The sequence below is a fragment of the Mesorhizobium sp. M0185 genome (assembly GCF_040322175.1).
Lineage (GTDB): Bacteria > Pseudomonadota > Alphaproteobacteria > Rhizobiales > Rhizobiaceae > Mesorhizobium.
Window position 1 is genome coordinate 1 of record NZ_JAMYSY010000034.1, and the last position, 13,794, is coordinate 13,794.

12 protein-coding genes and 1 pseudogene are annotated in these 13,794 nt (G+C 62.6%); 8 read left to right on the plus strand and 5 right to left on the minus strand.

Translation table 11 applies throughout. The annotated features are described in order from the left end of the window. The first annotated feature begins 320 nt into the window (after positions 1-320). The 3 genes from fumC to NKJ20_RS23325 all read left to right on the plus strand — a co-directional run bounded on the left by fumC (position 321) and on the right by NKJ20_RS23325 (position 2,835). Positions 321-1,718, plus strand: coding sequence for a class II fumarate hydratase (gene fumC / locus NKJ20_RS23315; protein WP_352452768.1), 1,398 nt, complete (start codon positions 321-323; stop codon positions 1,716-1,718). A gap of 128 nt (positions 1,719-1,846) precedes the next feature. Further along, positions 1,847-2,281, plus strand: a complete 435-nt coding sequence (locus NKJ20_RS23320; protein WP_352452770.1) for a DoxX family protein — start codon at positions 1,847-1,849, stop codon at positions 2,279-2,281. Positions 2,282-2,421: 140 nt separating this feature from the next. Beyond that, complete coding sequence (locus NKJ20_RS23325; RefSeq protein WP_352452771.1) at positions 2,422-2,835, plus strand: DoxX family protein; 414 nt, start codon at positions 2,422-2,424, stop codon at positions 2,833-2,835. An 18-nt stretch (positions 2,836-2,853) separates the two neighbouring features. Here the strand turns inward: NKJ20_RS23325 and NKJ20_RS23330 are convergent, their stop codons facing one another. From NKJ20_RS23330 to NKJ20_RS23340, 3 genes are all read right to left on the minus strand, one after another. Beyond that, positions 2,854-3,480: a hypothetical protein gene (locus NKJ20_RS23330; protein ID WP_352747296.1), complete on the minus strand. Its 627-nt coding sequence runs from the start codon at positions 3,478-3,480 to the stop codon at positions 2,854-2,856. A gap of 63 nt (positions 3,481-3,543) precedes the next feature. Continuing rightward, positions 3,544-5,076: an exopolyphosphatase gene (ppx, locus tag NKJ20_RS23335; RefSeq protein ID WP_352747298.1), complete on the minus strand. Its 1,533-nt coding sequence runs from the start codon at positions 5,074-5,076 to the stop codon at positions 3,544-3,546. Then, the gene (locus tag NKJ20_RS23340) at positions 5,076-7,277 is read right to left on the minus strand and encodes an RNA degradosome polyphosphate kinase (RefSeq protein WP_352747300.1); all 2,202 of its coding nucleotides are present in this window, start codon (positions 7,275-7,277) and stop codon (positions 5,076-5,078) included. The genes ppx and NKJ20_RS23340 overlap by 1 nt, the downstream gene beginning before the upstream one ends. A gap of 149 nt (positions 7,278-7,426) precedes the next feature. Between NKJ20_RS23340 and NKJ20_RS23345 the strand changes: the two genes are divergently transcribed. Both NKJ20_RS23345 and NKJ20_RS23350 read left to right on the plus strand, forming a co-directional pair. Then, complete coding sequence (locus NKJ20_RS23345) at positions 7,427-7,672, plus strand: zinc-finger domain-containing protein (protein ID WP_023677627.1); 246 nt, start codon at positions 7,427-7,429, stop codon at positions 7,670-7,672. Positions 7,673-7,691: 19 nt separating this feature from the next. Continuing rightward, positions 7,692-8,924: an FAD-dependent monooxygenase gene (locus NKJ20_RS23350; protein ID WP_352747301.1), complete on the plus strand. Its 1,233-nt coding sequence runs from the start codon at positions 7,692-7,694 to the stop codon at positions 8,922-8,924. Between the two features lie 9 nt (positions 8,925-8,933). On the opposite strand, the gene NKJ20_RS23355 is transcribed toward NKJ20_RS23350, so the two are convergent. Next, positions 8,934-9,605 (minus strand): TIGR02117 family protein, encoded by a 672-nt coding sequence (locus tag NKJ20_RS23355; RefSeq protein ID WP_352747302.1) that lies wholly within the window; start codon positions 9,603-9,605, stop codon positions 8,934-8,936. A 104-nt stretch (positions 9,606-9,709) separates the two neighbouring features. Between NKJ20_RS23355 and NKJ20_RS23360 the strand changes: the two genes are divergently transcribed. The 3 genes and pseudogenes from NKJ20_RS23360 (at position 9,710) to NKJ20_RS23370 (ending at position 11,735) form a co-directional block, all read left to right on the plus strand. Next, the gene (locus tag NKJ20_RS23360; protein WP_023719742.1) at positions 9,710-9,973 is read left to right on the plus strand and encodes a metal-sensing transcriptional repressor; all 264 of its coding nucleotides are present in this window, start codon (positions 9,710-9,712) and stop codon (positions 9,971-9,973) included. Beyond that, the gene (locus NKJ20_RS23365; RefSeq protein WP_502894987.1) at positions 9,970-10,992 is read left to right on the plus strand and encodes a cation diffusion facilitator family transporter; all 1,023 of its coding nucleotides are present in this window, start codon (positions 9,970-9,972) and stop codon (positions 10,990-10,992) included. The genes NKJ20_RS23360 and NKJ20_RS23365 overlap by 4 nt, the downstream gene beginning before the upstream one ends. Before the next feature lie 30 nt (positions 10,993-11,022). Beyond that, positions 11,023-11,735, plus strand: a pseudogene (locus NKJ20_RS23370) (HoxN/HupN/NixA family nickel/cobalt transporter). Positions 11,736-11,809: 74 nt separating this feature from the next. On the opposite strand, the gene NKJ20_RS23375 reads toward NKJ20_RS23370, so the two are convergent. Further along, positions 11,810-13,726: a multicopper oxidase domain-containing protein gene (locus tag NKJ20_RS23375; protein WP_352747304.1), complete on the minus strand. Its 1,917-nt coding sequence runs from the start codon at positions 13,724-13,726 to the stop codon at positions 11,810-11,812. Between the last annotated feature and the right edge of the window lie 68 nt (positions 13,727-13,794).

Below are 13,794 nucleotides of genomic sequence, written 5' to 3' on the forward strand. Positions count from 1 at the left end.
TCAACTGCCTCTCCAAAGAATCCTTTCTCAGCCTAAACTCAACCCCAAAATCGCCATATGCGATTCCCCTGCCCTCGAGGGGGAGATGTCCGGCAGGACAGAGGGGGTCGTCTCGCGTGGAACACCAGCCTGTTCCGTCCGCTATGGGAGTTGCGTCAAGACCTACCGACCCCCTCTGTCGCCTTCGGCGACATCTCCCCCTCAAGTGGGGAGATTGCCAGCACCTTCAACCGATTTGCATTCCCGTCACCCGCAATCTCCGCTTGAAGGCATTTGTGCAACGCGATACGCCGATTGCAAATTGCAAACCGGAGAGACACGTGAGCGCGCCAGAGACCAGAACCGAAACCGACACGTTCGGTCCCATCGAGGTCGCCGCCGACCGCTATTGGGGCGCGCAGGCGCAGCGTTCGCTGGCCAATTTCAAGATCGGCTGGGAGAAACAACCTGCCTCGATCGTGCGGGCGCTGGGCATCGTCAAGCGGGCGGCAGCGGAGGCCAATATGGAGCTGAAGCGGCTCGATCCGGCAATCGGCAAGGCCATTATCGAGGCCTCCCAGGAGGTCATCGACGGCAAGCTCAACGAGCATTTCCCGCTGGTCGTCTGGCAGACCGGTTCGGGCACGCAGTCCAACATGAACGCCAATGAGGTGATCTCCAACCGGGCAATCGAGCTTCTGGGCGGTGTCATGGGATCAAAGAAGCCGGTGCATCCCAACGACCACGTCAATATGAGCCAGTCGTCGAACGACACCTATCCGACGGCAATGCACATCGCCTGCGCCGAGCGCATCATTCACGACCTGCTGCCGGCGCTAAGACATTTGCATGCGGCACTCGACGCCAAGACCAAGGCTTTCGCCCATATTGTCAAGATCGGCCGCACCCATACACAGGACGCGACGCCGCTGACGCTCGGCCAGGAATTCTCAGGCTATGCGGCGCAGGTCGCCTCCTCGATCAAGCGCATCGAGATGACGCTGCCCGGCCTGCAGGAATTGGCACAGGGCGGCACCGCGGTCGGCACCGGCCTCAATGCACCGGTCGGCTTTGCCGAAAAGGTGGCGGCGCGCATCGCCGCAATCACCGGCATCGATTTCGTCACCGCGCCGAACAAGTTCGAGGCGCTTGCCGCCCATGATTCCATGGTCTTCTCGCACGGCGCCATCAATGCCTGCGCGGCGGCGCTGTTCAAGATCGCCAACGACATCCGTCTGCTCGGTTCCGGCCCGCGTTCGGGCCTCGGTGAATTGTCGCTGCCGGAAAACGAACCGGGCTCGTCGATCATGCCGGGCAAGGTCAACCCGACCCAGTGCGAAGCGATGACGCAGGTTTGCGTGCAGGTCTTCGGCAACAATGCGGCGATCAGCTTCGCCGGCAGCCAGGGCCATTTCGAACTCAACGTCTACAATCCGCTGATGGCCTATTGTTTCCTGCAGTCGGTGCAGCTGCTGGCCGACGCTTCGGTGTCGTTCACTGACAATTGCGTCGTCGGCATCGAGGCCCGCGAAGACAACATCAAGGCAGCGCTCGACCGTTCGCTGATGCTGGTGACGGCGCTGGCGCCGACGATCGGCTATGACAACGCCGCCAAGATCGCCAAGGCGGCGCACAAGAACGGCACAACGCTGCGCGAGGAAGCGCTGGCCACCGGGCTGGTCAGCGAAGCCGATTATGAGCGGCTGGTGCGGCCGGAGGACATGACGCACCCAGGGTAAGTTGATCGCGAAAACGTTACCTGGGTGAACAATCCGTAACCAATCTGGCATCTTTGGTGAACAGTCGGCCTGCGCTAACTAGACGGGTATCCCAAGCCGTTTGGCCAAACCCTTCTGGAGAGTTACGCATGTCCACCAACACGTCCACCAACACTTCGTTTGCCGGTTCCGGCACCGCCTCCGGCGCCTCGGGCACGATCCTGCTCGGCCGCATCCTGCTTTCGGTCATCTTCCTGCTTTCCGGTTTCGGCAAGCTGACGGCGATTGCCGGCACGGCCGGCTATTTCGGCAGCCTCGGCCTGCCGCTGCCGATGGTGACCGCCATTGTCGTCGGCCTTATCGAACTGCTTGGCGGCCTGGCCATCCTCGTCGGCTTCCAGACCCGGATCGTCGGCTGGGTAATGGCGATCTTCACCGTCGCCACCGCGCTGGTCGCCCACACCGGCTGGGCCGATCAGATGCAGATGATCAATTTCATGAAGAACCTCGGCATTGCCGGCGGCTTCGTCGTGCTCGCCTCCTCGGGCCCAGGCGCGTATTCAATCGACGCCAAGCGCGGCTGAAGCAGCCCAGCATTTCCTGAACAAAGGGGCGCGGAATTTTCCGCGCCCCTTTTTCGTTGTCGTTTGTGCCTGTCGGTCCGCTGACCGGAATTCTGCTAGGATCGGGGCTCTTGGCCACCCGGCCGACAACGGAGGTTGCCATGCCCCGCAATGCGCTGCTTTTGCTTTCCCGACTAATGTTCGCCGCACTGTTCGTGCCGTCCGGCTTCCATGCGCTTGCCGACATTGCCGGCACGACCGGCTATTTCGCCGGCCTCGGCCTGCCGCTGCCGACGCTGGCTGCCTGGGGCACCGGGCTGTTCGAACTGATCGCCGGGCTGCTCATCCTCGTCGGCCTCAAGACGCCGATCGTGGCGCTGCTGCTCGCCGCCTTTTGCGTCGCGACAGCGTTCATCGGCCACTATGGCCAGGGCGGCGGCGATCCGACGCTGACCTTCATGCATTCGCAGATGCTGATGAAGGACATCGCGATATCAGGCGGTTTTCTGGCGCTGGCGATGGCTGGCGCGGGTGCATGGTCGGCCGACGGCCGGATGGCTGCAGGGACTGGCTAAGCTGCCGCCCGGCTCGGCTCATTTGCTGTCGAGAAAGACGAACTCCGCAAGCCTGGTTATGTTTATGGGCTGAGAGAGAAAGGCGCCATGCCCCATTTGACCGACGCTGATGGTCAGGCAAACCAGTCTGCTTTCCACCGCGATCGGCAGCCATTCATATCCATATTGATCTGCGCCCTTGGGGGAGTAGCTCCGAAGATTGCTGTCAATCGCGACATACAGGTAGTTACGCAATTGGATCAGGCTTGCCCTCTTCAGGTATGGCAACAGGTCGGTTCGGCCCACGACAGGGTCAAGAAAGTTGCCGAGGGGCTGATGAACGGACAGAGTTCGATCGACAGCGCCAGGACAGAGATTAACGTCCGCAAAAAACGTGTTCATCGAAATCGATCTTTGAAATTTGATCATTTCGTCGCTTATTCTAAATACAAAGTAATTTATCTTTTGCCCACTTTTAGGTTTTAAAAAACCTTTGAGCAGATTGAATGGTGTTTTGCCGTCTGCGCCTTTTGGATAACTCTTCTCAAACTCAAACGCGCCTTTTGCAGCAACGGAAACCTTGGAAACCGTCTGAGCTCTGGCCGCGTCGACAATCAACAATGACAGGACGGAAAGCAGCAGCGGCAGGATTTGACTGGATTTCACGATCTTCTTCCCCTCAGCGTGCAGTCGTCGCGATTGGCATCCATTTCAGTGCCGCGCCTGAAGCTACTTCACCGAAACACTAGGCCCGCCCTCGACCGCCAGCACCAGCCGACGGTTGGTCACCCTTGCCAGTTGTGCCAGCCGGCCGGCGGGCCGCTCGCCGTAAAGATCGGCCAGCGCTGCCGGCAGCACCAGCGCCAGCACGCCATTGCCGCGGTTTTCCCATTTCAGTCGCGACATGACGCCGGGCATTGCCGCCGTCAGGAGATAGACGACGCGCAGCAGCGCCGCCAAGACGCGGGCGCGCTCGAGATAGCGCGGTGTCGCCAGTCCGCGGATTTCCGGAGCGGCTTCATTGAACACGCCCTCGTGGCGAAACAGGCTGACAAGCGCCAGGAAGGCGCGGCCGGGATGATCGACGCCGATGAAGGAGGCGTGGGCGATGATGTTGAGCGATTGCTTGCCGCGATATTCGGGATGGGCACGCCAGCCGATATCGGCGAGCAGGCAGGCGGCGTGGCGGTAGCGCGCCTCATCCCTGGTCTCGTCGATGCCGAAGGCGGCGAACGCCTTGCCGGTCCACTCGACAAGCTCATGCGCGTGGTCGACCGAGCGCGAGCGCAGGCGGGCAAGCTCTTCCGCCGCCGAGATCAGCGGATCGGCTTTCTGCTCGGCCTTGTCGAGCAGCGAATAGAGAAAGCCCTCGCGCACGCCCAGCGCCGACACGATGATCTTCGACGGCTGCATCGCCGCCATGATCTCCTGCAGCACGATGGCGCCATAGGGCAGCAGCGAGCGGCGGTTCTTGGAGATGCCCTCGATGCCTTTGATCTTGTCGATCTCGGCCTTGGCAACCTGCCGGAGGAAGTTCGCGGCGCTTTCGATGCCGATCTCGTAATGGTGCATGACGCCGAGCGGGTAGTTGGTCATTTCCATGTGTAGCCGGGCGAGATTTCGCCAGGTGCCGCCGACCGTGTAGAAGGTCCTGCCCTGCCCGCCCTTCAGCAATTTCGCCCGCGCCAGTTGGTCGCGCGTGATCCTTGCCGCCTGGGTCAGCGAGTTCTTCGCCATGTCCTGCAGGCGCAAGCCGCCCAACGGCAGCGTGATGCCGTCACCGATCGTCTCACCATCGATGTCGATCAGTTCGAGGCTGCCGCCGCCAAGGTCGCCGGCAATGCCGTTGGCCGGGTGGAAACCGGAGATGACGCCGAGCGCCGAATAATGGGCTTCCTCGCGGCCGCTCAGCACCTGGATCTCGGTCTTGAGCACATCCTCGGCGCGGTGGATGAAGTCGGGGCCGTTGACGGCCTCGCGAGCGGCGGCGGTCGCCAGCACATATATGCGCTCGGCGCCGGCCTGGTCGGAGAGTGCGCGGAAACGGCGGAACTCTTCCATCGAGCGCGTCACCGCCTCGGGATCGAGCTTTCCGGTCGAAACGATGCCGCGGCCGAGGCCGGCCAGCATCTTTTCGTTGAACAGCAAGGTCGGCGAACGCGCCAGCCCCTCATAGATGACAAGACGGATCGAGTTCGATCCGATATCGATGATGGACAGCGGTCGGCGGTCCTGAAGCCGGCCCTGGGACGCTGAAATCATCAGCCCGTCGCTGCGTTCTGTTTCTTGCGGCGCTTGAACTGCGCGATGCGCTTGGGCGCATGCGACTTCAACGCATCGCCCCGTCCGGACAGGCTCGGATTGGTCATGAAATATTCCTGCGCGTTGAACGGTTCCTCGCCCTCCTCCAGCACGACGCGCCGGGAGGTTCCGTCAGCCAATACGTCGAAACTTTGCTGGTTGTCCATGATGTTGCCGAGCATGATCTGGCCGAGCACCTGCTCATGCACAGTTGGATTGGTGATCGGCACCATGGTCTCGACGCGGCGGTCGAGATTGCGTGGCATCAGATCGGCCGAGGAGATGTAGACGATCGCCCCGTCCGAGGGCAGGCCGTGACCGTTGCCGAAGCAATAGATGCGGCTGTGCTCGAGGAAACGGCCGACGATCGATTTCACCCTTATGTTCTCCGACAGGCCGGGCACCTGCGGCCTCAGGCAGCAGATGCCGCGCACGACGAGATCGATCTCGACGCCGGCGCGGCTGGCATCATAGAGGGCATCGATGACGATCGGGTCGACCAAGGCGTTCATCTTCATCCAGATGCGGGCCGGCCTGCCCTCCAGCGCGTGGCTGATCTCATCCGAAATGTGCTGGAGGATGCGGTCGCGTAGCGTGAACGGCGAGATGGCCAGCCGCATCTGCTCGGCCGGCTCGGCATAGCCGGTGATGAAGTTGAACAACTGGGCGACATCGCGCGCGATCGTCGGGGCGGTGGTGAAGAAGGACAGGTCGGTGTAGATGCGTGCCGTGACCGGGTGGTAGTTGCCGGTGCCGAGATGCACGTAATTGCGCAGCCTGCCGTCCTCGCGCCGCACCACCAGCGACATTTTCGCATGGGTCTTCAGTTCGAGAAAGCCGAAGACCACCTGGACGCCGGCGCGCTCGAGGTCGCGCGCCCAGCGGATGTTGGCCTCCTCGTCGAAGCGCGCCTTGAGCTCGACCAGCGCGGTCACCGACTTGCCGGCCTCGGCGGCGTCGACCAAAGCGCGTACGATCGGGCTGTCGTTGGAGGTGCGATAGAGCGTCTGCTTGATCGCTACCACTTCCGGATCGGCCATCGCCTGACGCAGGAACTGCACCACGACGTCGAAGGATTCGTAGGGGTGGTGGACGATGATGTCCTTCTCGCGGATCGCGGCAAAACAATCGCCGCCATGCTCGCGGATGCGCTCGGGAAAGCGGGGATTGTAGGGGGTGAATTTCAGATCGTCGCGGGCGACGGCGACGATCTCCGAGATCTGGCTGAGCGCCAGCGGACCGGTGAGCACGCTGATGCGGCTTGCCGAAACGCCAAGCTCGCCGGCGACGAAGTCGCGCAGTTCGGGCGGCATCAGCCGGTCGAATTCGATCCGGATAACCGAGCCGCGGCGCCGCCGCTTCAGCGCCGTCTCGAACAGGCGCACCAGATCCTCGGATTCTTCCTCGACCTCGATATCGCTGTCGCGGATGATGCGGAACGTGCCGGAACCCTTGACCTCGTAGCCCGGGAACAGCTTGCCGATATAAAGACCGACCGCCTCCTCGAGCGGGATGAAGCGGACATGGCGCTTGCGATCCGGCAAGCGGATGAAGCGCCTCAGCGCCACCGGCAGGCGCAAAAGCGCGCTCATTTCCTCGCTGTTCTTACGGTGGCGCAATTGCAACGCCATCGAGAAACCGAGATTGGGAATGAACGGGAACGGATGCGCCGGGTCGATCGACAGCGGCGTCAGCACCGGAAATACCTGCTCCTGGAAATGGTCCTCGAGCCAGATCTTCTCGTCCTTGCTCAGCGCATCGCGGGTGATGCTCTCGATGCCTTCCTTGTCGAGCAGCAGCATCAGCGCCGAAAGGCTTTTCTGCTGGTCCTCCTGCAGGCGCTCGACCTCGCGCAGCAATTGTTCGAGCTGCTGCTCGGGCGTGCGTCCGTCCGGGCTCTTCAGCACGATGCCCTCGCGCACCTGGCCGGCAAGACCCGCAACGCGGACCATGAAGAACTCGTCGAGGTTGGCGGCCGATATCGACAGGAAGCGAACACGCTCGAGCAGCGGATGGTTGGCGTTCAGCGACTCTTCGAGCACGCGCCGGTTGAATTGCAGCCAGGAAAACTCGCGGTTGACGAAGCGGTCGGGATTGCCGCCTTCGCGGCTCGCCGCCTCGACGGTGATGAATTCGTTCTGCACCGGCTTCAGTTCGTTCATGGTTTCCGCTCTTCCCACACCGTTCGACGACCATAGCCTTAACCGGCTTAACTTATCCTCTGACAGGCTTTTGCGACAGTTTCATTTCATCGATCTTGCAAAGAGACGGGTTATGATCCAGATGCAATCGACAAGATCAGGAGACGACGATGGCAGGCGGTTCCATTCCCCATTTCCAGAACGATGCGGGCTATCCGGCAATCGACATCGGCGTCAAGGAATTCATGTGCACCGGCGCCAATCCGCCTTTCGACCACCCCCATGTATTTCTCGACATGGGCGACGACAACGAAAAAGTCTGCCCGTATTGCTCGACGCTCTATCGCTATTCGCCGAAGCTGAAGGCGTTGGAAACGCAGCCGCCGGGCTGCCTCTATCTCGACCAGGCCGCCTGATTCTTCCGCGACAAGCCTGATGCAGGAAACGCAGTCCCGGCAGGTGGTCATCGCCGGGGCGGGCGTCGCCGGGCTGACCGCGGCACTGGCCTTCGCCGAGCGCGGCTATCGGATAAAACTGTTCGAACAGGCGCAGCACCTCGAGGCTGCCGGCGCCGGTATCCAGCTTTCGCCCAACGCGACGCGCATCCTACGGCAGCTCGGCGTACTCGATCGGCTGCTGGCGACGGCGGTGCGGCCGGAGGCGGTCGTGCTCAAGGATGCCGCCACGCTGCGCAAGCTGGCGCGCGTACCGCTTGGCCAGGCGGCCGAAACGCGCTGGGGAGCGCCCTATCTCGTTGCCCACCGCGCGGATCTGCAGTCAGCGCTGATGCAGCGAGTTTCGGAGCAGCCCGGTATCGATCTGATCGCCGGCGCGCGGGTGACCGACATCGCAGCCGGATCGAAAGGTGTTACCGTCACTGCATCGGCTGATGGCGACACGGTCGAGGCTGGCTGTCTGCTGATCGGCGCCGATGGCGTCTGGTCGTCGGTGCGAGAAAAACTGGCCCGCAAGGCGGCCGAATTCGGCAGAAGCCGGTTTTCGGGCGAGCTTGCCTGGCGCGCCACGGTGGCCGCCGACAGCCCCGCCGGACAAGCCTTCAGGGTGATCGGTGCGCCCGATTGCGTTACCGCATTCCTCTATCCCGGCTTCCACATGGTCGCCTATCCGGTCAGCCGTGGCACTGCCTTCAACCTTGCGGCCTTCACCAGGGGCAAGCGCATCGCCGAGGGCTGGTCGGGGCATGCCAACCCCGCCAGCCTCGCCAGCGCCATGCGCGGTACCGCGCCGGCGCTGGTCCGTCTGGCGAGCGAGGCCGCGCCATGGACGGCATGGCCGATCCACACCGTCGAGCAGCGGCGGTGGACGACGCCGGAAGGGATCGCGCTGATCGGCGATGCGGCGCATGCGATGACGCCGTTTGCCGCACAGGGCGCGGCGATGGCGATCGAGGACGCGGTAACCCTTGCCGGTTTCGTTGCCACCTCGCCTGCCGATCTCAGCAGCGCGCTTGTCGCCTGGGAACAGGCGCGGCGGCCGCGCGTCGCCCAGGTCGCCCGCCGCGGCGTCGTCAACCGCCTCGCCTGGCATGCGGCCGGGCCGGTGGCGATGGCCCGCAACCTGTTCCTGGCGATGCGCTCGCCCGAAAAACTCGCCGCCGATCTCGACTGGCTCTATGGCTGGCGGGCGTTGGACGCTCGGCGGTCCTAAGTCGCCTTGTCAATTGTAAAGCCGCATCGAAAGGCCGAGCGAGGCCGGCAGCGGGTTCCACCAGCCGGTGCGCAGCCCGGCCGTGCGCAGTGCAGCCGCCGCCCAGGTGTTGCAGCCGACCAGCGCGTTGAAATGGCCATTGGCTTCGAAGAAACGATCGAAACGGGAATACGCCGCATTCTCGATCGGCATGGCCCCGTTGGGTCCGTGCCGGAAGCTTGCCGCAATGTAATCGAGCAGCGCGGTAAACCGCTCCTCGCCGATGTCGAAGCCGGCGACGTCGGGATGCGGCTCGGCGATGTCGCCTGAAATGTCGACATGCATCACCGAGGCATCGACGGTCAGCGCCTTCATCACCGGCACTGCCTTCAGTTCCGACCAGGTCGGCGTCTCTAGATAGAAGGCGCGGCCGCCCCAGCCGAAGACGATGTAGCGGACCTCCGCCATGTCGGCGGGAATGCCGGCATCGACCAGGAAATGGAAGCGCCGGCGCACATCGTCGTCGACCGGGATGGCGATGTCGGTGTGGATCGGATTTTGCAGCACCAGGATACGGTGGCTTGTGCCGATCGGATCGGCAACGGCCGCCGGCCAGAGCGGGCGCGGCAGCAGCGTGCCCAGCGCCACCGCAAGGACTGCTGCAACGACCAGCAGGCCAAGAAAACGGGCAAGCTTCTTCATGGGAAAGGCATAGAACAAGCAATGCTCAAGGTGAAGCCCCTCCGAAAGTTGCACAGCTGACTTAGAGCTTGACGCGTATCCTCCCCGGGAGGATATGCTCAAGCATGTCAGATCACCTCCACGCCTCGCATCCTTCCATCATAAAGCGCCTAAAGCGCGCGCAAGGCCACCTTGCGGCGGTGCTGGCGATGATCGAGGCGCATCGCCCTTGCGTTGACCTGGCGCAGCAGCTTCATGCCGTCGAAAGGGCCATCAGCAGCGCCAAGCGCGAGCTGATCAACGATCACATCGAGCATTGCCTGACGGACAGCGTCGAAACCGGCGGCAACTCGCTGGCGGAACTCAAGCAGCTGGCGAAATATCTGTGAATGCCATCGTAGCCCCCATTCTGGAATGGCTCGGGTTCGGCTCGCACGCCGCACATCATCACGGCGGTCACGGTCCGCACGGTCACAGCCATGGCGTCATCGACGCGACAATTGCCACCACCGACCGGGGCATCTGGGCAATCAAATGGTCGTTCGTGATCCTGGCGATCACCGCAGCATTGCAGATGGTCGTGGTTGCGTTGTCGGGGAGCGTGGCATTGCTGGCCGATACGATCCATAACATCGGCGATGCGACCACGGCGATCCCGCTATGGATTGCGTTCGTGCTGGCGCGGCGCAAGCCGTCGCGGATCTTCACCTATGGCTTGGGCCGGGTCGAGGATCTGGCCGGCATCATCATCGTGCTCATCATCCTGTTCAGCGCTGTAGTCGCTGCCTACCAAGCCATCGACAGGCTGATCAATCCACAAGTGGTGACACACCTGGGCTGGCTGACTGCGGCGGGCATTGTCGGCTTCCTCGGCAACGAGGCGGTTGCCGTGTTCCGTATCCGCGTCGGTCGGGAAATCAACAGCGCGGCACTGATTGCCGACGGCTACCACGCCCGCACAGATGGACTTACCAGCCTTGCCGTGGTCATCGGAGCCATCGGCGTCTGGTTCGGCTTTTCCTTGGCCGATCCGATCGTCGGTCTGCTGATCACGATTGCGATCTTCGGTATCGTCTGGCAATCGGCCCGCTCGGTGCTGACCCGCATGCTGGATGGAATCGAACCCGGTGTGATGGACGAAATCCGACATGCCGCCGAGCATGTTCCGGGCGCGCGCATTGTCGATGCCAAGGCGCGCTGGATCGGTCATAGATTGCACGCCGACATCGCAATTGCCGCGGACGAAACCCTGCCGCTGTCGGCGGCGAACAAGATCGCCGCAGCGCTGAAGGACGAACTATCCCAGCATATGCCGGCCCTGGCAGAGGCGAATGTGCGGTTTTCAACGGAACGTGGAGAGAACGACCATCCTCACGAGCACACGCATGACCACGGCCACATGCACTGACGCTCGCCGATTTTCTGCTAGTCTCGTCCGATGTTCCAGACGCTCGTCGAATTTCAGCGCACGATCTATCTGACGCTCGGCGAACAGATCAAGCTGCTTGCGGCCGGAGGCAATTGGCTGGCGTTCATGGCCTTCCTGCCGATGGGCGTCGTGTTCGGGGCTGCCCATGCGCTGACGCCGGGGCACAGCAAGGCCGTCCTGGCGACGTATCTTGCCGGTTCGGATGCGAAGGTCTCGCGTGGTCTGCTCGTATCTATCACGCTATCGTTCACGCATGTGACGATTGCCGTTCTGATTGCGGCTCTCTCGCTGCCACTGGTCTCAATAGCATTGGGCAGCGTCGGCCGCGCTCCGCTTCTGGAGCACATCAGTCGCGGGCTGCTCGGCCTCATTGGCGTCTGGATGCTCTGGCGCGCTTTGAGCCACAGCCATCACCACAGGCACGAGGGCGAGGCTGTCGGCGTCATGGCAGGCCTGATCCCATGTCCGCTTACGCTTTTCGCTATGACTTTCGCGATGTCCAGGGGTGTTCCGGCAGCGGGCGTCCTGTTTGCCATCACCATGATGGTCGGCGTGGCGCTGACGCTGTCCTGCGTCGCCGTGTTGTCGATCGTGTTTCGGGAACGGCTTGTACAGTTTTTCGCGCGCCAGCCACGGCTGTTCGAACCATCTCCCGGGCCATCGAGGGCGCCGCCGGTCTCGCCCTTGCCGGCGTCGCTGTCTGGCAGATCACATCAGCTTAAGAGAAAATATGGTTTCAGCCACTGCATGGTGTCCGGTCCGGTGCAGCGGCTGGAACGCGCCAAGGCGACGCCGGTCATGTCACATCGATCACGACCATCAGTCCGCCGCCGCCCTTCTCCTCGACATTGTTGTTCGTGGTGTGATGCGGGATGTGGCAATGGATCAGCCATTTGCCCGGACGCTGCGCCTTCCAGATCACGTCGTAGCGCTGACCCGGCCCGACGTTGATCGTATCGGCAAGGAAACGACCCGAAGCGGGGACCGTCTCGCCGTCGCGGGCAACGACCTCGAACGGTCCGCCATGGATATGCATCGGATGGATGAAGCCGTTGTTGGTGCCGATGAACCGCACCTTGAGCGTCTCGCCGACCTTCATCGGGATCGTCTCGGTCGAGGGATAGGCCTTGCCGTTGATGGTGAAGAAATTCGGCATGCCGCCGTCCATCGGCATCGACGGGTAGGTCAGCCCTTCCCGCACCAGCCATTCCTGAAGCTGGATGACGTAATCATCGTCGGCCGCGACCTCGTCGGCAGGATTGGCGGGATCGATGATCAGCGCACCGTAGAGGCCGAGCGCCTGGGTCCGGTCCGGCTTGGCATGGGGGTGGTAGAAATAGGTTCCGTGCTGGGTTGCGGTGAATTCGTATGAATAGGATTGGCCGGGCTCGATCGGCGCCTGGGTGATCTCGGCCGGCCCATCCATCTGGTTCGGCAGGATCAAGCCATGCCAATGCACCGTCGTTTCCTCAGGCAGGCCGTTGGTGACGTTGATCCTGACCCGATCGCCCTGGCGAATGTGAATTCGCGGGCCGGGAATCTGGCCATTATAGGCATAGGCGTCGACCGCGACGTCCGGCAGGATCTGCCAGCGGACCACTGAAGGCCTGAGCTCGAACACCTTGATGCCATTCTCTATCCGAAACGGCAGTTCCTGGTCGCCCCTTGCCGTCAGGCCATAAGAGGCGGCCACGAGGCGTGGATCGGTAGCGGCCATGTCGCGCATCGTATCAGCCGGCGTGTCGCGATCCATGATCATGCCTCGCGGCATGATCACCCCGCCGACGTCGCGTGCCGACAGCGTCAGGTTCAGCCAGTTCGCCGGCGCGATCATGCCGATGGCGAGCGCCAGCAGGGAGACGGCACCCAGGGCAGCCACCTGCGGCGTTGTGGCATCTGTCTCCATGTGATGGCCGCCGCCTTTGCCTTTGTGGGAAGCTATATCGTGGCGCTGTCCGCGATGGCCACTGGCGTCGGCCTGCTGCATTTGCATCTGCGCATGTTGCCCCGTTGCAGGCTGCTCTCGACCATCGATGCCGGCTGCCTGCGCGCGCTGTGTCATCAGCCCATGCTTCAGCCCCCGGGCGACCAGCCAGACATTGGTCGGGTAGGCAAGCGCAAAGCCGGCGATGACGCCGATCGACATCACGCCCCAGAACAACAGCTCCGTCGGTTCCATCGCGCGCATGTCGCGGCCCATCATCAGGAAGCTCATGACCGGCGCCATGCCGGCCATCATGAAGTTCATGGAGATGAACTCGGGCAGGAAGCTCTTGCGTACGTTTTCCCAATAGGTGCCGCCCATCATCGATTTCATGAACAGCGACTGGAAGATGAACAGGCCGAAGGCAAAGCCGGCGAGATATTCGACGATCAGGTCGATCCACATCGGCAGGCCGAGCGCCGCCGTGACGGCGGCGGCAAGAATGATGCCGGTCGCATCGCCGGCGACGCAGTGGATGGTGGAGCCGACGCCCTGCTTCCAGAGCGGCCGGGTGAACACCTCATGCTCGTCCGGTCGGGGTTCCTTGTCGGCGAGCACGTAGAGCAGCAAGCCGAGCGGACCCATATAGAGGGTGACCAGGATGAAGCCCCATTTCATCACCACCGGCTCGGGATTGTTGCGATATTGGTCGAAGCCGACATAAAGCGTCGAACCCAGCGCCAGCGCGAACCAGACGACGAGGAAATAATCGATCGGTTGGATGAGCATCAGGATGAACCCTTGACCTATCGCCGCACTCGCCCACTCGGCTTGTTATACAACTCCTAATGGCAACA

Excerpts from the sequence above, each read along its gene's own strand:
- NKJ20_RS23320 (WP_352452770.1), top strand. The coding sequence starts at position 1,847 with ATGTCCACCAACACGTCCACCAACACTTCGTTTGCCGGTTCCGGCACC.
- NKJ20_RS23325 (WP_352452771.1), top strand. The coding sequence starts at position 2,422 with ATGCCCCGCAATGCGCTGCTTTTGCTTTCCCGACTAATGTTCGCCGCA.
- ppx (WP_352747298.1), bottom strand. The coding sequence starts at position 5,076 with ATGATTTCAGCGTCCCAGGGCCGGCTTCAGGACCGCCGACCGCTGTCC.
- NKJ20_RS23340 (WP_352747300.1), bottom strand. The coding sequence starts at position 7,277 with ATGAACGAACTGAAGCCGGTGCAGAACGAATTCATCACCGTCGAGGCG.
- NKJ20_RS23345 (WP_023677627.1), top strand. The coding sequence starts at position 7,427 with ATGGCAGGCGGTTCCATTCCCCATTTCCAGAACGATGCGGGCTATCCG.
- NKJ20_RS23350 (WP_352747301.1), top strand. The coding sequence starts at position 7,692 with ATGCAGGAAACGCAGTCCCGGCAGGTGGTCATCGCCGGGGCGGGCGTC.
- NKJ20_RS23355 (WP_352747302.1), bottom strand. The coding sequence starts at position 9,605 with ATGAAGAAGCTTGCCCGTTTTCTTGGCCTGCTGGTCGTTGCAGCAGTC.
- NKJ20_RS23360 (WP_023719742.1), top strand. The coding sequence starts at position 9,710 with ATGTCAGATCACCTCCACGCCTCGCATCCTTCCATCATAAAGCGCCTA.
- NKJ20_RS23375 (WP_352747304.1), bottom strand. The coding sequence starts at position 13,726 with ATGCTCATCCAACCGATCGATTATTTCCTCGTCGTCTGGTTCGCGCTG.